General features: G+C 47.3%; 20 protein-coding genes. 15 read left to right on the plus strand and 5 right to left on the minus strand.

All coding sequences use genetic code 11. The annotated features are described in order from the left end of the window. Positions 1 to 167 precede the first annotated feature (167 nt). The 3 genes from ACFS25_RS17555 to ACFS25_RS17565 all read left to right on the plus strand — a co-directional run bounded on the left by ACFS25_RS17555 (position 168) and on the right by ACFS25_RS17565 (position 4,017). On the plus strand, positions 168 to 1,232 hold the full coding sequence (locus ACFS25_RS17555; RefSeq protein ID WP_381503658.1) for a lytic transglycosylase domain-containing protein: 1,065 nt from the start codon (positions 168 to 170) through the stop codon (positions 1,230 to 1,232). Positions 1,233 to 1,399: 167 nt separating this feature from the next. Continuing rightward, positions 1,400 to 2,635, plus strand: coding sequence for a lytic transglycosylase domain-containing protein (locus tag ACFS25_RS17560; RefSeq protein ID WP_381503660.1), 1,236 nt, complete (start codon positions 1,400 to 1,402; stop codon positions 2,633 to 2,635). Positions 2,636 to 2,838: 203 nt separating this feature from the next. Continuing rightward, positions 2,839 to 4,017, plus strand: coding sequence for a lytic transglycosylase domain-containing protein (locus tag ACFS25_RS17565; protein ID WP_381503662.1), 1,179 nt, complete (start codon positions 2,839 to 2,841; stop codon positions 4,015 to 4,017). 2 nt (positions 4,018 to 4,019) lie between these two features. On the opposite strand, the gene ACFS25_RS17570 is transcribed toward ACFS25_RS17565, so the two are convergent. The 4 genes from ACFS25_RS17570 to ACFS25_RS17585 form a co-directional block, all read right to left on the minus strand. Further along, positions 4,020 to 5,051 carry a DUF4249 domain-containing protein gene (locus ACFS25_RS17570; RefSeq protein WP_381503664.1) on the minus strand — a complete coding sequence of 344 codons (1,032 nt, stop codon included), beginning with the start codon at positions 5,049 to 5,051 and terminating at the stop codon, positions 4,020 to 4,022. A gap of 2 nt (positions 5,052 to 5,053) precedes the next feature. After that, the gene (locus ACFS25_RS17575) at positions 5,054 to 7,414 is read right to left on the minus strand and encodes a TonB-dependent receptor (protein WP_381503665.1); all 2,361 of its coding nucleotides are present in this window, start codon (positions 7,412 to 7,414) and stop codon (positions 5,054 to 5,056) included. 240 nt (positions 7,415 to 7,654) lie between these two features. Then, positions 7,655 to 8,971, minus strand: a complete 1,317-nt coding sequence (locus ACFS25_RS17580; protein ID WP_381503667.1) for a cryptochrome/photolyase family protein — start codon at positions 8,969 to 8,971, stop codon at positions 7,655 to 7,657. A gap of 265 nt (positions 8,972 to 9,236) precedes the next feature. Then, positions 9,237 to 9,938 (minus strand): GNAT family N-acetyltransferase, encoded by a 702-nt coding sequence (locus ACFS25_RS17585; protein ID WP_381503669.1) that lies wholly within the window; start codon positions 9,936 to 9,938, stop codon positions 9,237 to 9,239. 370 nt (positions 9,939 to 10,308) lie between these two features. Between ACFS25_RS17585 and ACFS25_RS17590 the strand changes: the two genes are divergently transcribed. Together ACFS25_RS17590 and ACFS25_RS17595 are read left to right on the plus strand one after the other, a co-directional pair. Beyond that, positions 10,309 to 11,661: an MFS transporter gene (locus ACFS25_RS17590; RefSeq protein WP_381503671.1), complete on the plus strand. Its 1,353-nt coding sequence runs from the start codon at positions 10,309 to 10,311 to the stop codon at positions 11,659 to 11,661. 200 nt (positions 11,662 to 11,861) lie between these two features. Continuing rightward, the gene (locus tag ACFS25_RS17595; RefSeq protein WP_381503673.1) at positions 11,862 to 13,787 is read left to right on the plus strand and encodes a DNA polymerase III subunit gamma/tau; all 1,926 of its coding nucleotides are present in this window, start codon (positions 11,862 to 11,864) and stop codon (positions 13,785 to 13,787) included. Here the strand turns inward: ACFS25_RS17595 and ACFS25_RS17600 are convergent. Further along, on the minus strand, positions 13,781 to 14,914 hold the full coding sequence (locus ACFS25_RS17600; RefSeq protein ID WP_381503675.1) for a tetratricopeptide repeat protein: 1,134 nt from the start codon (positions 14,912 to 14,914) through the stop codon (positions 13,781 to 13,783). The two genes, ACFS25_RS17595 and ACFS25_RS17600, sit on opposite strands and share 7 nt — an antisense overlap. An 88-nt stretch (positions 14,915 to 15,002) precedes the next feature. Here ACFS25_RS17600 and ACFS25_RS17605 point away from each other — a divergent pair, with 88 nt between their 5' ends. The 10 genes from ACFS25_RS17605 to ACFS25_RS17650 all read left to right on the plus strand — a co-directional run bounded on the left by ACFS25_RS17605 (position 15,003) and on the right by ACFS25_RS17650 (position 23,679). Next, on the plus strand, positions 15,003 to 16,253 hold the full coding sequence (locus ACFS25_RS17605; protein WP_381503676.1) for a M16 family metallopeptidase: 1,251 nt from the start codon (positions 15,003 to 15,005) through the stop codon (positions 16,251 to 16,253). A gap of 21 nt (positions 16,254 to 16,274) precedes the next feature. Further along, on the plus strand, positions 16,275 to 16,628 hold the full coding sequence (locus ACFS25_RS17610; protein WP_381503679.1) for a nucleotidyltransferase family protein: 354 nt from the start codon (positions 16,275 to 16,277) through the stop codon (positions 16,626 to 16,628). Then, a complete protein-coding gene (locus ACFS25_RS17615; RefSeq protein WP_381503682.1) occupies positions 16,625 to 16,822 on the plus strand; it encodes a HEPN domain-containing protein in 198 nt (65 codons plus the stop codon). The genes ACFS25_RS17610 and ACFS25_RS17615 overlap by 4 nt, the downstream gene beginning before the upstream one ends. A 200-nt stretch (positions 16,823 to 17,022) precedes the next feature. After that, positions 17,023 to 17,502 (plus strand): 2-C-methyl-D-erythritol 2,4-cyclodiphosphate synthase, encoded by a 480-nt coding sequence (gene ispF / locus ACFS25_RS17620; protein ID WP_381503684.1) that lies wholly within the window; start codon positions 17,023 to 17,025, stop codon positions 17,500 to 17,502. A 20-nt stretch (positions 17,503 to 17,522) separates the two neighbouring features. Continuing rightward, on the plus strand, positions 17,523 to 18,650 hold the full coding sequence (locus ACFS25_RS17625) for an amidohydrolase family protein (protein WP_381503686.1): 1,128 nt from the start codon (positions 17,523 to 17,525) through the stop codon (positions 18,648 to 18,650). Positions 18,651 to 18,739: 89 nt separating this feature from the next. Beyond that, complete coding sequence (locus tag ACFS25_RS17630; RefSeq protein ID WP_381503688.1) at positions 18,740 to 19,840, plus strand: mandelate racemase/muconate lactonizing enzyme family protein; 1,101 nt, start codon at positions 18,740 to 18,742, stop codon at positions 19,838 to 19,840. Between the two features lie 6 nt (positions 19,841 to 19,846). Continuing rightward, positions 19,847 to 20,410 (plus strand): GNAT family N-acetyltransferase, encoded by a 564-nt coding sequence (locus ACFS25_RS17635; protein WP_381503689.1) that lies wholly within the window; start codon positions 19,847 to 19,849, stop codon positions 20,408 to 20,410. A 98-nt stretch (positions 20,411 to 20,508) separates the two neighbouring features. Beyond that, positions 20,509 to 21,792: a serine hydrolase domain-containing protein gene (locus tag ACFS25_RS17640; protein WP_381504563.1), complete on the plus strand. Its 1,284-nt coding sequence runs from the start codon at positions 20,509 to 20,511 to the stop codon at positions 21,790 to 21,792. Between the two features lie 47 nt (positions 21,793 to 21,839). Further along, complete coding sequence (locus ACFS25_RS17645) at positions 21,840 to 22,481, plus strand: cysteine hydrolase (RefSeq protein WP_381503691.1); 642 nt, start codon at positions 21,840 to 21,842, stop codon at positions 22,479 to 22,481. A 151-nt stretch (positions 22,482 to 22,632) separates the two neighbouring features. Beyond that, positions 22,633 to 23,679: an aminopeptidase gene (locus tag ACFS25_RS17650; RefSeq protein ID WP_381503693.1), complete on the plus strand. Its 1,047-nt coding sequence runs from the start codon at positions 22,633 to 22,635 to the stop codon at positions 23,677 to 23,679. Positions 23,680 to 23,700: the final 21 nt, after the last annotated feature.

Raw genomic sequence — 23,700 nt, forward strand, 5'->3', positions numbered from 1 at the left:
TGGACCGTTGGATAATTCTTAGAAAATCATTTGGTATCTTATCGGTAATTCCTTAGATTCGTATTCTATAATCAGACAGACCCGCTACTTCGGTACGGGTTTTATTGTCTGTATGTATCACAACAACTAATGTAATTTTGATAAAAGAGGTAAGTTTTTCTTTGCTCATGGCCGCTGTAAAACCGGCCCTCGCTCTCCCCCTTTTTGGGGCCGACACGAGCCGGTTAAGTTTGTCGTCAAGCGGACTGAACAACCCTGCATTATTAGTCGTTGACTCAACAAAACGCTTGTTTCCCATTTATTTTTGTGGAGAAGAAGTACCCGTTAATGAACCTCGGGTGTCGCGCCGGTGGATACAAACACTCCGTACATATGGTGCACAGCAGGAGTTTCTGCTTGATCTCCGGTTGCGAGCTTCCACGTTTTTTCCCATCATTGACCCAATTCTTAGAAAGTATAAGATTCCACGCGATTTTCGATTTATGCCGCTGGCCGAAAGTGCCTTGGACAATAGCAGCGTATCGTATAAAGGCGCGTCGGGCTACTGGCAACTGATGCCCGCTACCGCCCGCGAACTGGGTCTAAAAATAGACGGCGACATTGATGAACGCTATAATCTGCAAAAAGCAACGGTTGCTGTTTGTCAGCATCTTCACCAACTATACCGTGAATTAGGTTCCTGGACACTGGTAGCCGCAGCGTATAATGGTGGCATTACGCACGTTCGCAATAAAATGGAACAACAGGGCCAGTCGAATTATTTCCGACTCCGGCTACACCGCGAAACAAGTCACTACCTGTTCAGAATCCTGGCGTTTAAAGAGTTGCTAAGTAACCCGCGCCAGTATGCCCTGATGTTGCGTGGCTCAACGATGGCAGAACTTATGAAGCCATTACCAAGCTGGCACAAACCATTGGCATTGCCTAAAAAAATTAAAGATTCGCCTACCATCGAACTGGTTGACGAAGACAATTCAATGCCCACCTGGGGACCTCGCCCTAACACGGTTTTAACCAGAACGCTATCGGATACTGAGCAATTGATTGCCAACGCGGCATTAGCCAAAGCCACACTTAATGCGCCTATTCCTGATCTGGAACAGCAAGGCAATCATCTACCTATCAAAAAATTAATGATGGGTCTAATGGTGCTCCGATTCCGTCGACCACGCTTCCTGCAATGGAAAAAAGGCGAAGGAATTCGTCCTCTGCACTTCTGGGACTGGTTATAGCTAAGATAAATAACCCACCGTTAAAAAGCCGCTTTTATCAAGTGGCTTTTTTTATTGACTTTAAATTTATCATTTCTTGAAATAATGACTATATAATGTTACAATAGATTAACTATTTCGTCTAAACAGATATAAATGCTAAAACTTGTACTTGACCATTGATAAACTTGTTAGCCTCACTTTCACTGGCGACTGGATTAGTTGTGGCAAGTGTAAGTCCTCCCAGCGTTTCGCTACATACACCAACATCTATTGCTGTTTTTACGGCACCAACTGCTTTAGCATTTGATCCGGGATTGAGAACCATGTTGCCGCCCGTTTATTTCTGCGGTGAATCAGTACCCATACATGAAGAAGTCGTTGCCCGCCGGTTAGTCTCGGCGTTGGTACGCAACACGGACCACAATCAGGCATTATTACGCATTCGACAACGCGCGTCTGTTTTCTTCCCAATTATTGAGCCTATTCTCGCTCATCATGGAATACCCCTGGATTTTAAATACCTACCCTTGGTTGAAAGTGCCCTGCAAAGCCTTGCCGTATCACCAAAAGGAGCCGTAGGATATTGGCAGTTTATGCCCGCCACAGCCCGTGAATTAGGCTTGACCATAGGGCATGGTGTTGACGAGCGCCACCATCTGATTAAATCAACCAATGCCGCCTGCCGGTATCTGCGTTATTTATATAACCGGTTAGGCTCTTGGACACTGGCTGCCGCAGCGTATAATAATGGCATTGGTGCATTATTAGGCAATATCCGGCGACAACAACAACGCGATTATTATTATCTGCGCCTGAATGCCGAAACGGGTAAATACTTATATCGAATTCTAGCTTTTAAAGAACTCTTCTCCAACTATCGCTCCTACCAGCATCTTATTCCAGCACGGATGATGGCTAACTTAAGCGAACCACTTGGCTCTATATCAGGCGCTGAACCTGATCTTGATGAAATACTTATTCCTGAAGTTGTCATGAATGAGGCTACAAAGGCTGCTGTCAGTGCGCCAATTAAGGAAGAATTGCACCCGACAAGGGGCAGAACGATGGATATTCCACTACCAAACGCGGCTGATGTATTCCGGGGAGGCATTAAAGCGCGATTAACTGAGCAGTCTGGTTTACAGCGTGGGCAGGTATGGGTTTTCCACCTCACCCGCGACGGTATAGCTGGCGGACTGGAAGTTGAGGAAGGCGATGTATTGTATGCCGTTGTAGAAGATATTGATGAGAAAACTGACAAGCTTTACCTACGAGCTGACAAGTTGTATTCGGCCAGCGAAAAGCATACGTATAACCTCACGCTCTCGGCAGTAGATGCCTCTACTGGCCGTCTTGGCATTAAATTGTCGGATATAAGTCAAATAAAGTCGGGTTGGATTCTAACCTGGAAGGCGCTTTAATTTACTATTAGTAGAAATAATACGTTTCATTAAACATAGTGATTTCCACTGGCCAATACTCAGGTCAAACTAAACCTATATGCGGTGGCGTTGGTTATAGATCCAATTAATAGCTGGTTGTTTTGATACTATTCGCTAAGCTTGCTGTCTTGTTGATTTTGAGTTTTTTATTTCTCGGATCGACGGTGTCAGCACAAAAAAAAATGCCTGTTTCAACGAGCAAGCTGAGCCACCATTCTCCAGTTCAGCAACGGCCACTAACAGGACCGGGCCGTTTACATTTCTGTGGCGAAATTGTACCGACCGAGCAAGGTAATGTGTCGGCTAAACTGGCCTTTGCGTTGGCAGGAAGTTCAGGATATGTGCGACACCTAAATGGGTTGAAGGCCCGCTCAGCACCTTTCTTCGCCGTTATCGAGCCAATTCTCAGCAAGTACACCATTCCCAACGATTTCAAATACCTGCCTCTTATAGAGAGCGCCTGGAATGCCAAAGCCGTATCATCAGCGGGAGCCGTTGGTTACTGGCAGTTTATGGACAATACGGCTCAGGATATGGGACTCTCAATTAAACCTGGAAATGATGAGCGCTCCGACCTGCTGAAATCGACCGAAGCCGCTTGCAAATACCTGAGGTTTCTGTATCGTGAATTAGGCTCCTGGACACTGGTAGCCGCAGCGTATAACGGGGGCGTAGGTATGGTGCAACGGAAAATCACAAAAGTAGGGCACCGCGATTATTACGCCATGACGATGAACCCGGAAACCGGTTATTATTTATACCGGATTCTGGCCATGAAAGAGTTGTTCACGAATCCATCCTACGGCGTCGGCTCAGTTGGTATGATGCTGGCAACGGTAGGTAATCCCTACGAGCAGGAACGCGAGCAGGCCCGTCGTATGGGCTGGCTTCAGGACGCAGAACCTGAATTATCTGGTGTTTCGGTCGAGTCGCTAACCGACTCGAGTGATATGCCAAACCACTCTCCAACGAATAGCCGCAACGAAGCCGTTGTCATGGACAGTCTGCTAACCGAAATGTTCAAAAAGAACCCAACTGTCCCAGCCGTTTTTGTGGGTGATGTAGCCACGCGATTAGTGCAGGCCGGACAGCTAAAAGTGGGCCAAAGTTGGTCGTTTGCTCTTACGGAAAATGTACAGATTGACGAAAATGAGCTTAAAATGGGCGATATACTTTACGCGGTCGTCGATGATATAGACGCTTATGGCAATCTATTTTTGCGAGCGACTAAAGCCGTTTCTGCCCAAACAAATACGACAGTTCCACTCACGCTCATAGCGATGAATCCCGCTACGGGTCTGGCAGGTATTCCTCGCCCGAAGGTTGTAAAGACCGGTTGGATTGTGCAGTGGAAATTATAAGTCTACCAACCGTCAGGTTCCGTAAGAGGCACTTGACCATACGTATCGCGGCAATCGCCCGGTGGCAAAAGCAGGCTTGATAGATAACTGGTCAACGCTCCATAAAATAGGGCATTGTAGTTAGCCTGCCGGGTGCGCTTACGCGTAATAGATGTAACGGCGTAGTAGCCACGTGCCATATCGGTTGGGTCATTAGCATTTACGACATTACCGGTAATAGGTGCGGGTAACGGATCGAAAATGCTGCCGGTTCGCGCGTTTTGCTGCTTATAAAGTTGCCAGAATTGGTAATTTGTTTGTGTGATAGCATACTGCTGCACTTCAACCAGTTGCGGGCCAATAGCATAAATTGGCACTTGTAATACTACCCGTCCACGAAGAGGATTCCCGTTAATAGCCTCATCACTGTACACATTCACGGCATCGCTCGACACCGTTGTCCAACAGCGATTATTACAGAGACTTGGGCTACCCAGGCTACAGGGAACTCCCACCGACAGGCGGTTGGTATAGCCGTAGGCAGTCCAGCGGTAATAGTTTTTCTCACTAGCCGGATCGCGCGTATTCACTGAATAGGAAGCCGCATATGGCTTGGCCAAATTACCCGTTTCACTCAACTTCGCCGAAATACTATCAATTACCGGCACAGCGGGCATCTGTTCGGGCTTCGTGACGTAGCGTTTTCCGTCAGCCAGCACAACGGATAAACTGTATGCCCGACCAACCTGACCCCGAAACGCTGAGTCTACGGTTTGGTACATTCCTGATCCCATCGCCACAAAGCGCGTCGAATGCCCCTGATCATCGGCCAGCACTACCTGAGCTTCTTTCACGTACTGATTATCCGGGTTCTGCCCGCTATTATCGCCATATTTCCCCGTATACGTCAGCCGAACAGTATAAGGTGGGGCTTCATTCGTAATCTGACCTTCAACAACCAAACGTGGCACTTCGGCACGAATAGGCAACTCAACCTGATCGATACAGGCGGCAAAAAAGGTCAGAATAAGACTATAGATAAGAAACTGACGCATGTTCAGAAATAAAAATTGTAAGCGATAGAAGGAATCATCGTGCCAAATACCGACAGCCGATACGATTCTGTACGCTGATTATAGCGGGTAAAATAAATGGAGTACGGATTTTTGTGCGCAGACACGTTATAGATACCCAGTGTCCAGATACCATAACGCCGTTGTCCTTTATTGAAACGAGTATCTTTCGAGAACGCAACATCCAGACGGTGATAATCGGGAATACGGTCGGCATTTCGTCGGGAATAGTCTTGTACCGGTTCACCGTTAAAGGTATATTGTCCATCGGGAAAGGTAGCCGGAACGCCGGTATAGTACACAAAATTTGTTGAGAACGACCAGTTGTGCGACATGGTCCAGCGGGCCTGAATGTTGAAGGTATGTGGCCGGTCGATGTAGGACGGGTAGTAATCACCACCATTGATGCGAAGTGATTGAAAAGGCGTTTGCACAGCAATCAGCGAACGGGCATACGTGTAATTAAGCTGCCCCGTGAGCCGTCCGGCACTTTTACTCAGGCCAAACTCAACACCGTAGGCACGCCCATTCGCTTGCAGAAGAGCCGTTTCGAGTTGTGGGTTCAAAATCAAATTGGCTCCGTAGCGGTAGTCAATCTGGTTCTGAAGTCGTTTGTAGTAGCCTTCCACACTTACCTCAATCGTGTTGTTCCGAAAATTCTGAAACAGGCCTACCGATACTTGATCAGCAATTTGGGGTGGTACGTAATGGTCACTCAATTTCCAGAAATCGAGTGGTGTAATGGCTGTTGTGTTCGAGATAAGATTCAGGTACTGGCGCGTTCGGCCCGCGCTGGCTTTGACAGCCGTATTTTTAGCCACCTGCACGCGTAAGGCAAACCGTGGCTCTAATCCACTATACATTTGTGCCGTTTTTCCCTTCGTATAGTGTACTGAATCAACAACGGTTTCGGGTGAAATCGGCACATTTTCCGCGTAGCTATAAACCGTCTGTGGACCCAGAAAGGCAAAGGCTGAATACCGTAAACCAGCCATCAATGTAATTCTGGGGGTTAATTCCCACTCGGTGTTAATATACGTGCCTATTTCACGGCCCCGCTCCGGATTAATCTCTTTAGGATTAATACTGGAATTTTCGCCCGTTGGTTTAATCGCCCCCGTCTGAACACCGTACATAATAGCGTTCACGCCAATCTGAATTTTATGCTTCCTATTCAGCGTATAAAAGACATCGGCTTTCCCTTCCCGCTGCTCAATGTGCGATGTAAAACGAAAGTTTAAATTAGGCGTTACACCATCTACATTCAGGTAATAGCCGCTGTAGAGAGCGGCCAGATTCAGTTGTAGATTAGGCCGTATGAGGTAACTCCAGCGACCTGTCAGCACGTTTGAATGCCAGCCGTAGAGTGTATCGCCGGGAAACCGGAAGTTATCCTGACTGCGATACGCCGACATCGAAATGGTGTTACGGTCATCAGGGGTGTATGTTAGTTTGATATTAGCATCATAGAAGGATGCCCGACTATTTTTTACACTTGCCGTCGGGAACAGTTGCAATAAATAGTTTGGGAAAGCAATACGCCCGCCAACCAACAGCGTTAATTTTTTAGTGATTGGCCCATCCACCACTACCCGTGCACTAACCGGACTCAGCCCGCCCGATACCCGCCAGCCATCTTTATTACCATTACGGGTGCTCATCAACAATAACGACGATACCCGCCCGCCGTACTGCGACGAAAAAGCACCTTTGTTGAGGCTCACGTCCTGCACCATATCGGGGTTGATGTTCGTGTAGAAACCGAGCAAATGCGATGTATTGAACAGGGGCGCTCCATCAACTAAAACCAGATTCTGGTCGGAACGCCCACCCCGAACATTAAACCCACCCGCGCCTTCGCCCGCTGTCGTAACACCTGCCTGAAGAGTCAGAGCTTTCAGAATGTCGGGTTCGCCCAGCACGACCGGCATCCGTTTCAGTTCGGGCATACTCAGTTGAATCTGCCCCATCTGCACGTCCTTGATGTTTTTATCCTCGCGGTTGGCCCGTACATCTACTTCATCCAAATCGGTAGAGCGAGGCTGAAGAAAATACTCGACTCGTTTGTTGAAATCAAGTATAACGGTTTCGCGGCCCCGCAAATAACCTACCGCCGAAACGTAAATAGTCAAAGCCCCCGGTGGATGGTTAAGCACAACAAAGCCTGCACTGTCTGCCCGTGCCCCGGCTTTTGTTTCGGAAACAAACAAACTGGCTCCCGGTATGGGCTTCTTGGTAACACCGTCGCGCACGACAACGCTCAGGCGAAGTCGCTGTTGGGCTATTACGGATGAACGAAGAATAAACAGGCCAAAGAGACAAAGTAAGAGGAGCCGAAGCTTCATAACGGCAAGTAAAGGAATAGTCTATGAAAAGATCCGTAAGGTACAAAAAGAGCTTGAGTCTGGCCTATAGTCCCTATTAACAATCAACTAGTTGTTAATTAGCGTACCTCCAAAGTCCTACTATCGTTGCTACATCACCTTCATTTATCAGGAAAACTCCGTTTACGTAGCATTCACCCACTCAAACGAGTAAGGCGGTAGCGAACGTTATGACTCCTGAGCAGTGCGGAAATACTATTCCTATTTTACTTTTGCTACAGCTTTTTTATACGCATCAATGGCACGTTGACGAGCCATTGTATGCTCAACTATTGGTTGCGGATAGGTCGGTTGGTCAACGTCAGGAACCCAATGCTGAATATACGCGGCTTTCGAATCGAACTTTTGGGCTTGTCGCGTCGGATTGAATACCCGGAAATACGGCGACGCATCGGCACCTGACCCGGCTGCCCATTGCCAGCCGCCGTTGTTGGCCGAAAGATCATAATCACGGAGTTTTCTACCGAAATAGGCTTCCCCCCATCGCCAGTCAATAAGCAGATGTTTACAGAGAAAACCGGCGGTAATCATCCGAACGCGATTGTGCATCCAGCCAATTGTATTTAGCTGGCGCATCCCGGCATCTACAATAGGGTAGCCCGTTTCGCCCCGGCACCACTTTTCAAACTCGTCTTCATTGTTACGCCATTCAATCTGGTCATACTCACGCCGGAATGAGTTTTTTTCGACATGCGGAAAATGGTCGAGCACCTGAAAATAAAAGTCCCGCCAGCAGAGTTCATTCATAAACGTTTTATCATCGGCGTCTTTCGCCTGCCGGGCCAGATCGCGGATACTGATCGTGCCGAAACGCAGGTGCATACTCAGTTGACTCGTACCGTGGGGCAAAGCGGGGAAATCACGCGTTTTGTTGTACGTATCGAGTACTTCGTCGGGTACGGTTCGAGCAGGAAACGTTTCTTCTTCGGGTTGAAAACCCATCTCCTCCAACGTGGGTACTGGCAGAGGATTGGTTTTCCAAAGTTGCGTAAAGTAATGTTCTGTCGGGTACGATTTCAGATAAAAATCAGTCAGTTTATCCCGCCACTTCCGGCTGTAGGGAGTGAAAACCGTGTAGGGCTTTTTCTTACCACTGAGTACTTCATCTCGCTCGAAAATTGTCTGATCTTTGCTCGTATGAAACCCAATAGCGTGTTCAGCCAGCAGGTCGCCAACAGCTTTATCACGTTCTTTGGCATAAACTTCGTAATCGTGGTTAGCAAATACGTCGCCTATGCTATACTGTTCAATTAGTTTCTTCCATACGTCAACCGGTTTGCCATACCGAACAATAATAGCTGACCCCATTTTGGCTAACTCGTCACGCAGACGATTAACTTCCTGAACCAGAAAATCAACCCGACGGTCGCAACGGTCTTCCAACGCATCGAGAATAGTACGGTCGAAAATGAAAACAGGTACAACATGGTGGCCACTTTTTAAGGCATGATATAAGGCCGCATTATCGTGTAGACGCAAATCGCGCCGGAGCCAGACCAGCGAGAGCGGTTCAGACATAATTTCAGATGGAGTTTATGCATGGGCTAACCAATCGTTTACCGCAAATGTTAGTGCCTGAAAGATTCAGAAGTTGCCAGGAAGCCTATCAGAATAAGAAGAACAAAATTCTTCTTTATGATTTCAGCCTGGTTACTAGGTAAATCAGGGGCTCGTCCCAAATCGTTGAGACGAGCCCCCCCTAAAGAAATCGTAAAATACCCATGCCCATAAACAGGAATAGCCCGGAAGCAACTTCCGGGCTATTCCTGTTTATGACGTATAATTAGGCTGTTTCTAGCTCATGCTCCCGACGCGAACGGTCGGAAGGGTTGATTCGCATTAAAATGCGCTTCTTAACACGCATCCAGCGCTCGTAAAGTTTCGATTCCTTCAGGAAATTCCACTTCTCATCTTTCTGCTCTTTCTTATGCTCTTCAGGATCATATTGCATTCCTGTGCAGAGACAATGTTTACGATTAGTACGGGTTAGGATATCGAAGTTAGCACAGGTTTGACATCCTTTCCAGAAGGCGTCATCGGCTGGCAATTCGCTGAGTGTTACTGGTTGATAGCCTAAGTCGGAGTTGATTTTCATCACCGCCAGACTCGTTGTAATACCAATAATTTTAGCTGTGGGGAACATAGCCCGCGATAATTCAAACGCCTTGGCTTTGATACGCGTAGCAATACCGCTTTTACGGTAATCGGGATGTACAATCAGGCCGGAGTTGGCGACAAACTTGCCGTGCTCCCAGGTCTCGATGTAGCAGAAGCCAACCCATTCGCCCGACAGTGTCATGGCTACAATGGCTTTACCTTCAAGCATTTTTTCCATTACGTAAATGGGAGAGCGCTTGGCAATTCCGGTTCCCCGGGCTTTCGCGCTTTCTTCCATCTCATGACAGATTGTTTCGGCTAACCGCAAATGATTTTCATTTGCGACTTGAACGATATATAGATCGTTAACTATTTCTGGTGTGATCATTGTCGTTTATTGGGCGGTTGTAAAGCCGCAAAACGGAGACAGCGTAATCCGAGCTGGTTTGTTAGGTGAATAAAACGAAGAAAATGGCGAGAATAGTTTACCACATAGGCAAACAAAATGATATAGTCCTTTCGGACCTAAACCGAAATGGCGTAGTATGAAAGAAGGTCGGTAAGTAAACGAGCTTTGCCATTGATTTTGCGCTGAAAACGCGGACAATGTTAGAGAGATTATCCGGGTCTTGCAATAAAATAACGGATTTTTTACAGGATAGTTCGTCAACGGTCGAAACATATTTCTTAATCATTAAGTCCTACATGTTTTGTCTACTACAGTTGATTCTGTGTAATTATACAATCAAGCCTTACCTGTGCTGACAGCCCTTCCTTCACCCGCCTATCCCCTCACCCTAAGCCGCAGCCGACCACTACGGTATACAGTGTTTCTCTATCTATATGTCATGCAGGGAATTCCGGCGGGATTTTCACTGACAGCACTAGCTAACTACCTTACAGCCGAAGGAGTTAGCCCATCAGCCATTGGCTCATTTGCCGCCATTGTAGGTTTACCGTGGGCCTTTCAATTTGTATGGGGTCCGCTTATCGACCGCTATCAACGCTCGTCTATGGGACGGCGAAAACCGTGGGTAGTAGGGGCACAGTGCATGGCATTTCTGGCATCATTAGGGCTTTTGTTAGTTCGAGATCCTATAGCTCAGGTTTCGACACTGGCTTGGTTTTTTTTCGGCCATAGTATCTTTGCCGCTATTCAGGATGCCAGTGTCGATGCGATGGCGATTACGGTTATACCTGAAGATGAACGCGGACGTGTTAACGCCTTTATGCGAGCTGGCTTTTTAATTGGCATTGGTGCTGGTGCTGCCGTATTTTCTCAACTTCTGCGTACGTACGGCTTCTTTAACGCAGCTCTACTTCAATCGCTTTGCCTGCTGACATTAACCTTGTGTACATTTTTCATTCGGGAAAAGCCCGGCGACCGTCTTTTGCCTTCGTTCAACCGTGTTTCTTCGTCATTTGCATTTGGGTCAGGGCAAGGAGCCATACAAACCGAACAGGCTGAACATGATTTTAAATGGCTATTTACTGAGTTATTTAAGGGCCTGTTTGCCAAACGAAGCTTATTATTATTTGGCTCCGTGGTTACTGCCTACGTGAGTATAAGTTTATTTCTGCGGGCGTACAACTATCATTTAATCCAGAAACTTGGCTGGGCCGACACCTCCGTTTCGATGCTGACTGGTACTTACGGGATGCTTGTGGCTACGGGCGCGGCCCTGATAGGTGGCTATATAGCAGACCGTATTAATCCACGTCGGTTACTCGTGATTGTAGTGGCTATGGTAGCCGTTTATCTGGTCAGTTTCAACGCCATGTCGGTTCTGTGGATTCAGCGCGAAGTGGCTCAAACAGGTTTGGTTGCGTTATATTTTATGGACCCCAGCATTAGCGTAGCGGCTATGCCCGTATTGATGGCTATTTGTCGAAAAGGGGTGGAAGGCTCACAGTTTACTACCTATATGGCTTTTGTGAACCTATCTGATATTGCAGGTTCATTTCTTGCCGGTCATGCACTGACTTATGTTTCGGCTCCAACTATTGGGCTTTTTGCCGGTGGATTGGCGGGTGTGGCCATGTTTGGAGCACTGCTTGCCCTGCAACGTTATCCGATTGGTAGCTCAACCAACTCAACCGTGGCCAGCTGAGCCATAACTTTGGTTGTGGGAATTAATGAAATTTAAAACGCAGGATTCATTTTTCATTGACCTTTTTGACAGCTTATAAACAGCCTTTATAGTTATCCACAATGTTATCCACAGTTAATGCTATGGGTTAACATAAACGAACCTTACGCCATCCGTACGTTCTTGCTTGCCTTTCATGGCCGTCCCTACTATCTTTGAGTATGGAAAATTTCGTGGTCTCGGCCCGCAAGTACCGTCCTGCAACATTCGACACTGTAGTGGGGCAGGAACACATTACTACCACACTCAAGAATGCCATCAAGACCAACCATTTAGCGTCGGCGTTTTTATTCTGCGGGCCACGCGGAGTTGGTAAAACCACCTGCGCCCGGATTCTGGCCAAGACAATTAACTGCCAAAATCTAACGCCAGAGGGCGAAGCCTGCGATACATGCGAGTCGTGTGTAAGTTTCAACCGTAATGCTTCCTTCAATATTCATGAACTGGATGCCGCGTCGAATAACTCGGTCGAAGATATCCGCAGTTTGATTGATCAGGTCAGAACACCACCCCAATCTGGCGCGAAATACAAAATTTACATCATCGACGAGGTGCATATGCTCTCAACGCAGGCGTTCAATGCCTTTTTGAAAACGTTGGAGGAGCCTCCCTCCTACGCTATTTTCATTCTGGCAACGACCGAAAAACACAAAATTCTGCCGACGATTCTATCACGTTGCCAGATTTTCGATTTCAACCGAATTCAGCCGGGCCATATTGCAGCTCACCTTGCCGACATTGCCCAAAAAGAAGGCATTACAGCTGAGACCGAAGCGCTCGATCTTATTGCTCAAAAAGCGGACGGTGGCCTTCGGGATGCGCTATCGATGTTCGACTTGAACGTGACGTTCTCAACCGACCGGATTATTCGCTACAAGGAGGTGCTGGACAACCTGCACATTCTCGATTATGATTACTATTTCAAACTGACCGATCTATTGCTGGCAGGAAATTTGCCCCAGAGCCTGCTAACGATAGACGAAATTCTTCGCAAGGGTTTCGACGGCCATCAGTTTGTGGTTGGCCTATGTCGCCACTTCCGCGATTTGCTGGTGTGTAAAGATGCCGCTACGGTGCAACTGCTGCAAGTAACCGAGAGTGTCCGACGCCAATACCTCGACCAGTCAATGCGGGCACCGATGTCATTTTTACTGTCGGCGCTTAGCCTGGGAGGACAGTGTGACATGAACTACAAGCAGGCCAAAGATCAACGGTTACATACTGAACTCTGGCTGATGAAACTGGCAAATCTGCGCAACCTGCTTAACTGGGATGACCTGCCTGACTTATCTCCCGGCGGTACACGTACCGGAGAGTCTGGTACGATTGGACAAGTAATTGCGGATACGGTGGGACTTCTGGTCTCTGAAAAAAAAAAAAACAGTCCAACGAATGGACACCCAAACTCGCCTAATTCAGATAACCAATTAACTGAAAATCACTCCATCACGAGTGAACCGATGAACGGTTACCGACCGGCCATAGCCGCTGCTGGTGCGTCAGCCAATGGAACAGCTCAACCGGTTGGTCAGCTGGCAGCAACAACTGGACCGGCCAAGGTAATAGATCAATTAAGCACAACCGGAAAACCACGTATTGCTCCACCGATACGCCCAGCCAACAGTCGTCTGCGGTCAACAGTTGCTTTGACTTCTAGCCCGACGGTCGCTACAGCAGACACGGACGAAGCCGTCGTTCCTGTTGCGCCCACCCGTCCTGACAAGCCATTTACATTCGATGAATTGCAGGATATCTGGCAATCATTTTCCAAGATCCGGCAGCAGCAAAACGATTCGGCTACGGAGCAAATGGTACTCAATCGGGAATTAATTCTTGATGGGACAACCATTTTTTTGACACTCGACAACACACTACAAGTGGGTTATCTGACCGACGTAAAGCCCGAGTTGATGGCCTATCTGCGTAGTGAACTCCAGAACAGCCAGATTCAGCTTGAACACAAGGTAACCGTCCAAGAGACGAAGAAGATGATTTACAGTTCGCAGGACAAATACAATTACCTCGCCGAGAAGAATCCTTTCTTACACGAACTGCGAAAAGTACTGAATCTGGAAGTTGACTATTGATCTTTATACGCCTTCGCTTCGCGAATCAATGATTTGTACTGCCCAACGGCGAGGGCTTTTTTGTAATACATTATAGCCCGGTTGCGGTCGTTTGCTCGGGCCGCAATTCGCGCCAAACCAGCATAGGCGAAAGCGTGATATTCTTTCGTGTAAGGGTCATTGAAGGGTGTCCGAAGCGCTAGTTCGTAGGATTCAGCGGCTTCTTTATCATTTTTATCGGCATATTCAGCCAGCATTCCCGTAAATGTATTGACTGCCAGCGGCACCAACTTGTTGGGCATCTGTTTCAGTCGCTGTATATAAGGTCGGGCTTCGGCATAGCGGCCTGCCAATAAAAGAGCTTCGGCGTTGCTCATGCCAAACAACGGGTTATTTGGGTATTTATCGGCTAAGTATTTTGCGTAAACAGCCGCCCGACTTGGGTTCATTTCGTGTTTAAGGTAGATATGAGCCAGGTAATAATTAGCTGCCGGACGCATAAAAAGACCCTTTTTAGCCGCTATGTCCATTTGCTTGAGACCTTGTGCCATGTCGCCATCCTCGAAAAAAAACATGAATGGCTTCACAATCGAATGGTCCATCGGATAACGTTCGATATAGTAGTTATAAAGCCCGGTCGTGAAATAAAAATCAGGATTTTTATTCATTAAGACGAAGCCATCTCTGAGGTAATTGTAGGCTTTTTTAGACTCCCCAACGGCCTTCATCGACTCATTTTTGTTGTTGTGAAGCGAGGCTAAATAGCTATGCGCCGTTAGGGCAAAAAACACCCCTTCGGGATCATTTTCATCCTTGTCGAGCATTTTCTTTGCCAGCGCAAGTCCCTGATTAACAGCCTGTATAAATTGTGCGGTGGCGGCTTTATTTTCGTGTAGCGGTAAGTATTGGAGTTCTAACTGGGTGGCTCGCAAAATTGGACCGATGGGGTGCTCAGGGTATCGGGTTTGAATTTGACGAATCATCCCATCAGCTTCAACAAATTCAAAATTATAGATGTCGTCCAGCGTTTTCAGAATTGTTTGTTGAACAGCCGGGTCGGTCACTGCCTGCGACTGGCCTGAAAATGACAGACCCAATAAACTGATAAAAAAAAGCCACTTTTTTAGGACTGATATGCCTGATGCCAAAATGTTGTCGTTTGATTCTATACAGCCGGAACCGTACTTTTGTTCATGGCGTATTATCTAACGAGAGCTATACGCAAAAGTTTTTCCCATGATTCATTACGAACAGTTTGTTTTAGATAATGGCCTACAGGTATTTGTCCACGAAGACGAATCTACACCGATGGCCGCCGTTAATATCCTGTATAATGTTGGCTCCCGCGACGAAGACCCCACGAAAACGGGCTTCGCCCACTTGTTTGAACACCTAATGTTTGGTGGATCAAGGCACATTCCAAGCTACGATGAGCCGTTGCAGAAGGTTGGTGGCGAAAACAATGCCTTTACTAGCCCCGATATTACCAATTATTATATTACCCTCCCGGCAGCCAATCTGGAAACGGCATTCTGGTTAGAATCAGACCGAATGCTGGGGCTTTCATTCGACCCGCAAGTGCTGGATGTGCAGCAAAAAGTAGTGATCGAAGAATTTAAGCAACGGTATCTGAACCAACCTTATGGCGATGTATGGCTTAAGCTTCGTCCGCTGGCTTATCAGCAACACCCCTATCGCTGGGCAACTATCGGTAAAGACATCAGCCATATCGAGAATGCCACGCTGGATGATGTAAAGGCATTTTTCTTTAAATATTACCTGCCCAACAATGCTATTCTGGTGGTAGCCGGTAACGTAACCGTCGAGCAGATCAAGCAGTTGTGTACAAAGTGGTTTGCCCCCATTCCGGCGGGTGAAGCCTATATTCGTCAGCTCCCGACAGAACCGAGACAGATCGAAGCTCGAAAACTGGAAACATCGGCTAAAGTGCCGCTGAATGGCTTATATAAAGCGTATCATATGCCGGGACGTTTTGATGCAAGCTTCCCTGCTGTCGATCTATTGGGCGATTTACTTGGTCGAAGCAAATCATCCCGGCTATACCAGCAACTGCTGCGTACGAATCCTATATTTAGTAGCATCAACGCTTACATTACAGCCTCCATTGATCCCGGCTTACTGGTTGTTCAGGGAAACTTGAATGAAGGTATTTCCCTGGAAGAAGCCGATGCAGCCGTTGAATCTGTCCTCCAGGAATTCATTGACCAGTCCGTATCAGACGAGGAGTTGGCTAAAGTAAAAAACCAGGCCGAAGCAACGCTCGCGTTCTCTGAAGTCGAATTACTGAACCGCGCCATGAATCTCGCCTATGCCGCTAATGCGGGCAATCCTGAATTAGTCAATCTGGAAGCTGCTCAGATTCAGGCTGTCACAGCTAATGATATTCAGGCAATGTCCCGGCAGGTATTGCGAAAAGACAATTGTTCAACGTTGTATTATAGAAAGTCTGAAGACGTTACGTCTTAGGCGCTCTAAACTTAAACGACAATGGAGACCACTTACCAACCCAAAGCGCTCACGCCAGACAAGTTGCAAAACCTTTCGCAGGAGGTTAAGCAGGCACTCACTGAACTTTATGGCGCTCGCCTTGATCGGGTCATCCTGTTTGGGTTGTACGCACGGGGAGATTTCCATGCCGAATCAGATGTGGATTACATGGTGATATTAAGGGATGATGACATAAAATCAGGTAAAGAGGTTAGACTGATGGCCCCAATTGTTAGTTTCTTGTCATTGAAGTATGACGTAGAGGTATCCGTATTTCCGACAGATAGAGCCAAGTACACCGCAGGATATACACATTTCTATAAAGCGGTACAGCAAGACGGTATTTATACATGAGCGAGCGGAATCGGGCGAGAGCTTATTTACAAAAGGCAGAGGAAGACTTAGAGGAAGCACGAATTTTATTGGATGCTAACCACCCTGATGGAACCTGTAACCGGGCTTACTATTCATTGTTCCACTGTATTATTGCTCTTTTGTACGCTACAGATAGTACTATTCCCAAAACGCATACGGGCGCGCATACTTAGTTTCGTAAACAGTTTATAAAAACCAATTTATTTTCTGACTCATTTAGCGTAGCAATTTCAGAGTTATTTAATTTACGGCAAGGTGGTGATTATGATATTGATTTTGACATTTCCATTGAAGACGCTACTTCAGCTGTGAATCAGGCATCAACGTTCCTTCTCCAAACCGAAGCCTATCTCCGTTCAACCGGCCTTACCTCATGAAAATACGAGTAGGACAAGGATACGACGTTCACCGGCTGGAAGAAGGCCGACCGTTCTGGCTGGGGGGTATTCAGATTCCGAGTACGTTTGGGCCGGTGGGCCACTCCGACGCCGATGTGGTTTGTCATGTACTCTGCGATGCACTGCTGGGAGCCGCTAATATGCGTAATATTGGCTATCATTTTTCCGATAAAGACCCTCGCTGGAAAGGTATTGATAGCAAACTACTTCTGGCCGAAGTCCTTCGGATGGTGCGGGGTGCGGGCTACGAAATCTCGAATGTAGATGTGACGGTTGTCTTGCAGGAGCCGAAACTTAACCCACACATACCGGTAATGAAAACATGTCTGGCCGAGGTGATGGCTATTCCTGAAGACGATATTTCGATTAAAGCGACCACTTCCGAGCATATTGGGTTCGTAGGGCGGGGCGAAGGTATTGCCGCTCATTGTGTGGCCCTTATATTTAGAGATTAGTTTGTAAATACCACCTGTTCATGAAATATCTGCTTTACATTCCGGCATTCCTGCTCATAGGCTTAGCAGCTTGTGGTCAGTCGAAACCAGCCCAACCTGCCGAGCCCTTGGGCTTCGAAGAGTATGATCCCGTTTCAACCCTAAAAGTACCGGAACACAAGCTGACGCACTCAAAATATCCCTTCATCGACGTGCACAACCACCAATGGGATATGGACAAGGCCAATCTGCGCCCGCTCCTTGCTCAGATGGATAGCCTGAACATGGGTATTATGATCAATCTCAGTGGCCGGGGTTGGGGCAATGTGGAGCAAGGCACTCAGTTTTTTGATAATGCACTGGCGAATGCGAATAAATCTAATTCGAAACGATTAGTGCTGTTCACAAATCTTAATTTCGACGACATCGGGCGGAAAGGCTGGACGGAAGAATCAGTAAAACTTCTGGAAGAAGACATTAAAAAAGGGGCACATGGACTCAAGATTTTCAAGAATCTGGGCCTGAATAACAAGGATGAATCGGGCCACCGCGTTGCGGTAGATGACCCGCGCCTTGACCCAATCTGGGCAAAATGTGGCGAGTTGGGCGTTCCAGTGTTAATTCATACCGCTGATCCCAAACCATTTTGGGATCCAATGGACCGTTATAACGAACGCTGGCTTGAACTCAAATTGCATGGTGGTCGCAAACGCGCGGCTAACGATCCTGTTCCCTGGGACAAACTCATCGCCGAACAGCATAATGTATTCCGCAAGCACCCGAAAACAACGTTTATTGCTGCGCACATGGGCTGGTATCCAAACGACTTGGGCAAGCTCGATAGCCTGATGAAAGTTTTCCCGAATATGAACGTAGAAATTGGCGCTGTCATCGCCGAACTGGGCCGTCAGCCGCGGGCGAGCCGGAAGTTTTTCGAGAAATACCAAGACCGCATTTTATTTGGGAAAGACAGTTGGGTGCCGTCGGAATACACAACCTATTTCCGGGTTCTCGAAACCGACGATGAATATTTTCCCTATCACAAAAAGTACCACGCGTTCTGGCGCATGTATGGCATGGGACTGCCGGATGAAGTACTGAAAAAGGTCTACTACAAAAATGCCCTGCGGATTATTCCGGGTTTAGATAAAAGTCAGTTTCCGAAATAACGTTTAACCGCTACGGCAAACCATATACAGCGAGCACGGAGGTTTTTCAGCGTACTCTGTGAACTTGTGTGGTCGCTGTGTTTAAGAAAATGAAAATCACCCAAATTGCTCTTTACCGCTACGACATTACACTGAAAGCGCCCATTGCCATTTCGCTCGGTACGATTGAAAACGCGCGAAATATACTGGTCGAAATTCAAACCGACGAACGCATTACGGGCTGGGGCGAAGGCTCGCATCTGTGGATGATCGTTGGTGAAACGCAGGCATCAGGGCTGGCGGCTGCGGACGATATGGCCCGGCTCCTGATTGGTCGCAATCCACTCGACATTGAAGGCTGTATCAATTCCCTAACGCGCTACCTACCCGGTCATCCAACCACGCGCTCGGCCTTCGATATGGCTCTGTATGATATTGCCGCCAAGGCCGCAAGAATGCCGCTTTACCAGTTTTTAGGTGGTGCAAAACGTCCCCTCGTAACCGACGAGACCATATACATCAACACGCCAGAACGGATGGTTGACGACGCCCTACGGATTCAGGATAAGGGTGCCGAAGCCATCAAGGTGAAACTCGGCACAAATCTCCGTGACGACATCGAGCGCATAGAGGCCATTCGAAAAGCCATCGGTGACTCTATCCCTATTCGTACTGATGCCAATCAGGGATGGGATGTGGTTACGGCTTCGGGCGTATTGCGGGCTATCGGCGATTGGAATGTACAGTACTGCGAGCAACCCGTTAAACGACATGATATTGCTGGCTTACGTCAAATTCGTCGGAACGCAACCGTGCCGATCATGGCCGATGAAAGCCTGTTCGATGCGCCGGATGCTATCCGACTGGTGCGTGAAGAAGCCGTCGATTATTTCAACATTAAACTTTCCAAAAGCGGAGGGATTTTTGAAGCCCTCAAGATCAACGCCATTGCCGAAGCCGCCGGGATTCCCTGCATGATTGGCTGCATGTCGGAGTCGAGGCTGGCGCTGACGGCGAATGCCCATTTTGCGACAGCCCGCCAAAATATTCGTTTCTGTGATCTAGATGGTTGTTTCGAGCATGCCGACGACCCCGTTTTTGGTGGCATCACCTACAACGGCTACCAAATCGAACTGCCCGAAACGCCGGGCATTGGTGCCGAAGTAGACGCTGCTTTTCTGGCTCAATGCGAGCGAAAGACCATTTCTTAGCGTTCCATGATTTCTATTACCACCGTTCAGTCCGACGCTGATGTACGCGGAATTCTCACGCTGCAACAAGCTAATCTTCGTAAAAATGTATCTGCCGATGTTCAGGCCAATCAAGGCTTTGTAACAGTTGAGCATGACCCTGACGTTCTGGCTCGTATGAACAAAGCCGCGCCAAGCGTAATTGCTAAAGATGGTGATCTAGTAGTTGGTTATGCCCTGACAATGATGCCCGAATTTGGCGCAGATGTACCGGAATTACTACCCCTTTTTGCATTGATTAACTCACTCAATTATATTGGGAAGCCGCTTGCGGATCGAGTTGATTATTATGTAATGGGCCAGGTTTGCGTTGCCGAAGGTTATCGGGGACAACGCGTATTCGACCGAATGTTTCAACACCACCGAGATGTATATGGCGACCGCTACCAGTTGTTGATAACAGATATTTCGGCCAATAATACCCGCTCACTGCGCGCTCATGCCCGTGTTGGTTTTGATGCCATTCACGAGTTTTACGATTCGACTATTGGTGAAACATGGGTCGTCGTTCTATGGGACTGGCAGAAGTAAAATAGGTATGGTTTATGGTTTATGGTTTATAGGTCAGTAGGCCGGTCAATTAGAAACTATAACGTATAAACTGTACACGGCAAACCATAAAACCCATGATGCGCTTCTCCTTCTTCCTGTTGCTCGTTACCTCCTCCCTCCTTGCCCAACCCGTACCGCAGACATTTACAACAGTTAAATCGCCCGCTGAAGCTGGTTTCTCAACCGACCGGCTCAAACGGCTAGATACGTGGCTACAAGGATTAATTGATCAGGGAATCGCCCCCAATGCCGTGACATTTGTGGCACATCGGGGAAAGGTAGTCCATTATAAGGCGTTCGGCTATAGCAATCTAGCGAAGAAAACGCCCCTGAAGCGAGATGACATATACCGTATCGCATCACAGTCAAAAGCCATCACAACCACGACGCTGATGACCTTGTACGAAGAAGAAAAGTTTCTTCTCGACGACCCCATCTCCAAATATATTCCGGCGTTTAAGAATCCTAAAGTGCTGGTCAAGTATGATAAGAAAGACCCTGCCGGTGGTAGTTATGACACCCGTCCGGCAAAGGGCGAAATAACCATTCGGCAGTTACTGAGCCATAACGCCGGTATTCCTTATGAGCACCCACTCGACCAGCGACCAGAGTTTAAAGTGCCTTTCTTTAATTCGACAGCGCCTGATAAACTCGAAGATGTGATCAATAAACTCGCGAAACGCCCCTTGTTGCGCGACCCCGGCACCGATTCAACCGGCGCGGGTTTCACCTACGGCCTGAACATTGATATTATTGGCCGATTGATTGAAGTACTATCCGGCAAACCGTTCGACGTAGCCATGCGTGAGCGAGTGCTGGAACCACTCGGCATGGCCGATACGTATTTTTATTTGCCCGATAGCAAAGCCAGTCGGTTGGTTGAGTTGTATGATAAATCGAGCATGGACAAACCACTGACACTGCACGCTAACGAAGCTTACCGAAACTTTTCCACATCGGGCGCGAAGACATTCTTTTCGGGTGGAGCGGGCTTAGTTAGTACCGTAGAAGACTACGCCAAGCTTTGCCAGATGTTGCTCAACGGCGGGACGTTCAATAACAAACGGATTCTAGGCCGCAAGACGGTTGAAATGATGCTTCGGAACCAGATTGGAACAGCCGAAGTCTGGGACCGAAAAGATAAATTTGGCCTTGGCTTTCAGTTAATTACTGAAGGCTCGCATTATGGCGATCAGGCAACGCCGGGTTCATATACGTGGGGTGGCATGTACTGCTCCGAATTTACAATTGATCCAAAGGAAGAACTTATCTTGCTCATTTTCACCAACGTACAGCCTTACGCCTATTACAGTGATTTTGTTAAGAAATTCCGCATTGCCGTATATCAGGCGCTGGAGTAAACGTTAGTATAGGAAGGCTTTTGTCATCAATCATAAAATTAACCACTATGAATCCGCAAAAAACAGCCGTTGTCCTGATCGAGTATCAGAACGATTTTACGTCGCCGGGGGGCAGCCTGCACGATGCCGTTAAAGGTGTAATGGACTCATCGAATATGTTGGAGAACACCCTCGATCTGGTTAAAAAAGCGCGCGAAGCCGGAGCAGTAATTATCCACTCGCCGATTAGCTTCCAGGAGGGATATTTTGAGATCACGAAGCATCCATATGGCATTCTAAAGGGTGTAGTAGACAGCAAATCGTTTCGAAAAGGCTCGTGGGGCGTTGATATTATTGATGTGCTGACGCCACAGCTCGGTGATATTGTACTGGAAGGGAAACGCGGTCTAGATGCGTTTGCCAGTACTAACCTTGATTTCATTCTGCGTAGTAAAGGCATAGAAACCATCGCGCTAAGCGGTTTTTTGACCAACTGCTGCGTAGAGTCTACCATGCGATCAGGCTACGAAAAAGGCTTTGAGGTAATAACACTCACTGACTGTACAGCTACAATAAGCGAAGAAGAGCAAGCCTTTGCCTGTGCGAAAAACTTCCCTATGTTTTCCAAGCCCATGACCCATAATCAGTTTTTAGATGACCTAAAGGGTGAGGCCGTCGGTGAGGTAGAAACGCGGGGCTATGCGGCCTGACCTCCCTAATCGTGTTTTCAATCTCACAAGTCTGTTGATCGAACCGGTCCACTTCGATACGTGGTCCGGTTCGGTTTGCTTATTCATCACTCCCCAGCCGTTATTACGTTTGTACTGAGCTTTGTACTAATGTAATAGGTAGTTCCAACCCATGCTCAAAAAAATTACTCTTATCATTCTAGGGCTTCTTATTTGCTTAGTTATCTGGCAATGGGAGCTAGTTAGCTATGGGTGGATGCAGGCTAAGGGTCAGATACGAATTTTATGGAATACAAAGCCGGTAACCGAGGTATTATCCGATCCAGTTTATCCTGATTCGCTAAAACAAAAAATAAAACTAATTCAAGAAATCAAGCGTTTTGCTATTGATTCGCTTGGGTTAGACAAATCGGGTAGTTACGAATCATTTTACGATCAACAGGAAAAACCAATTCTATGGGTAGTCACAGCTGCTCAACCCTATCAACTCGTTGCCAGACAGTGGAATTTTCCTATAATTGGTACGTTTTCTTATAAAGGCTTTTTCGAAAAAGATCGTGCTGATTCAACAGTAACAGACCTGCAACGAGAAGGACTAGATACGCGTATCGGTGAAGTATCTGCCTGGTCAACATTAGGATTTTTGAACGATCCTATTTTATCCAGTTTCTTAAATAGACCTGAAGGAAGTCTTGCGGAGTTGATTATCCACGAACTGACACACGGTACATTATTTGTGAAAAATAGCCTGGAATACAACGAAAATTTAGCCGATTTTGTGGGCGAATATGGTACGTTACAGTTCCTGGCTCAGAAATACGGCACAAATTCGATCCCTTACCGGGACTATTTAGCCACAAAAGTGTTTTATGACAACTACGATGAACACATTTTGCGCGGTACCCGAATGCTCGATAGTTTGTACAGAACGTTTAAACCTACCACGCAAACGGTGATCAAAGATTCGTTGAAATGGCAGACCATCCGACAAATTGTTGAATCATCAGATACAATCAGCGATCAACGGAGTTCAATACGTGTACGTAAAATAAAAAAGAGGCCACTTGGCAAACTAAACCTACCTAATAATGCGTACTTTATCGGTTATCTTACCTATCGAAAACAGCAGAACCAGTTTCGGCAGGAATTTAAAAATCGGTTCGGAGGGGATTTCAACCGGTATCTAACCTACCTCAAACAAACCTATCCATCGTTCTAAACGAAGCCCGGAGGGCGGGCG

Origin of the sequence: Spirosoma flavum (assembly GCF_042686045.1) — a bacterium.
Taxonomy (GTDB): Bacteria; Bacteroidota; Bacteroidia; order Cytophagales; family Spirosomataceae; genus Spirosoma; species Spirosoma flavum.

What these genes read in the sequence shown, in the direction of transcription:
- ACFS25_RS17605 (WP_381503676.1), top strand. Translation starts at nt 15,003, where the DNA reads ATGATTCATTACGAACAGTTTGTTTTAGATAATGGCCTACAGGTATTT.
- ACFS25_RS17565 (WP_381503662.1), top strand. Translation starts at nt 2,839, where the DNA reads ATGCCTGTTTCAACGAGCAAGCTGAGCCACCATTCTCCAGTTCAGCAA.
- ACFS25_RS17570 (WP_381503664.1), bottom strand. Translation starts at nt 5,051, where the DNA reads ATGCGTCAGTTTCTTATCTATAGTCTTATTCTGACCTTTTTTGCCGCC.
- ACFS25_RS17610 (WP_381503679.1), top strand. Translation starts at nt 16,275, where the DNA reads ATGGAGACCACTTACCAACCCAAAGCGCTCACGCCAGACAAGTTGCAA.
- ACFS25_RS17615 (WP_381503682.1), top strand. Translation starts at nt 16,625, where the DNA reads ATGAGCGAGCGGAATCGGGCGAGAGCTTATTTACAAAAGGCAGAGGAA.
- ACFS25_RS17595 (WP_381503673.1), top strand. Translation starts at nt 11,862, where the DNA reads ATGGAAAATTTCGTGGTCTCGGCCCGCAAGTACCGTCCTGCAACATTC.
- ACFS25_RS17580 (WP_381503667.1), bottom strand. Translation starts at nt 8,971, where the DNA reads ATGTCTGAACCGCTCTCGCTGGTCTGGCTCCGGCGCGATTTGCGTCTA.
- ACFS25_RS17585 (WP_381503669.1), bottom strand. Translation starts at nt 9,938, where the DNA reads ATGATCACACCAGAAATAGTTAACGATCTATATATCGTTCAAGTCGCA.
- ACFS25_RS17650 (WP_381503693.1), top strand. Translation starts at nt 22,633, where the DNA reads ATGCTCAAAAAAATTACTCTTATCATTCTAGGGCTTCTTATTTGCTTA.
- ACFS25_RS17575 (WP_381503665.1), bottom strand. Translation starts at nt 7,414, where the DNA reads ATGAAGCTTCGGCTCCTCTTACTTTGTCTCTTTGGCCTGTTTATTCTT.
- ACFS25_RS17635 (WP_381503689.1), top strand. Translation starts at nt 19,847, where the DNA reads ATGATTTCTATTACCACCGTTCAGTCCGACGCTGATGTACGCGGAATT.
- ACFS25_RS17625 (WP_381503686.1), top strand. Translation starts at nt 17,523, where the DNA reads ATGAAATATCTGCTTTACATTCCGGCATTCCTGCTCATAGGCTTAGCA.
- ACFS25_RS17555 (WP_381503658.1), top strand. Translation starts at nt 168, where the DNA reads ATGGCCGCTGTAAAACCGGCCCTCGCTCTCCCCCTTTTTGGGGCCGAC.
- ACFS25_RS17640 (WP_381504563.1), top strand. Translation starts at nt 20,509, where the DNA reads ATGCGCTTCTCCTTCTTCCTGTTGCTCGTTACCTCCTCCCTCCTTGCC.
- ACFS25_RS17645 (WP_381503691.1), top strand. Translation starts at nt 21,840, where the DNA reads ATGAATCCGCAAAAAACAGCCGTTGTCCTGATCGAGTATCAGAACGAT.
- ACFS25_RS17630 (WP_381503688.1), top strand. Translation starts at nt 18,740, where the DNA reads ATGAAAATCACCCAAATTGCTCTTTACCGCTACGACATTACACTGAAA.
- ispF (WP_381503684.1), top strand. Translation starts at nt 17,023, where the DNA reads ATGAAAATACGAGTAGGACAAGGATACGACGTTCACCGGCTGGAAGAA.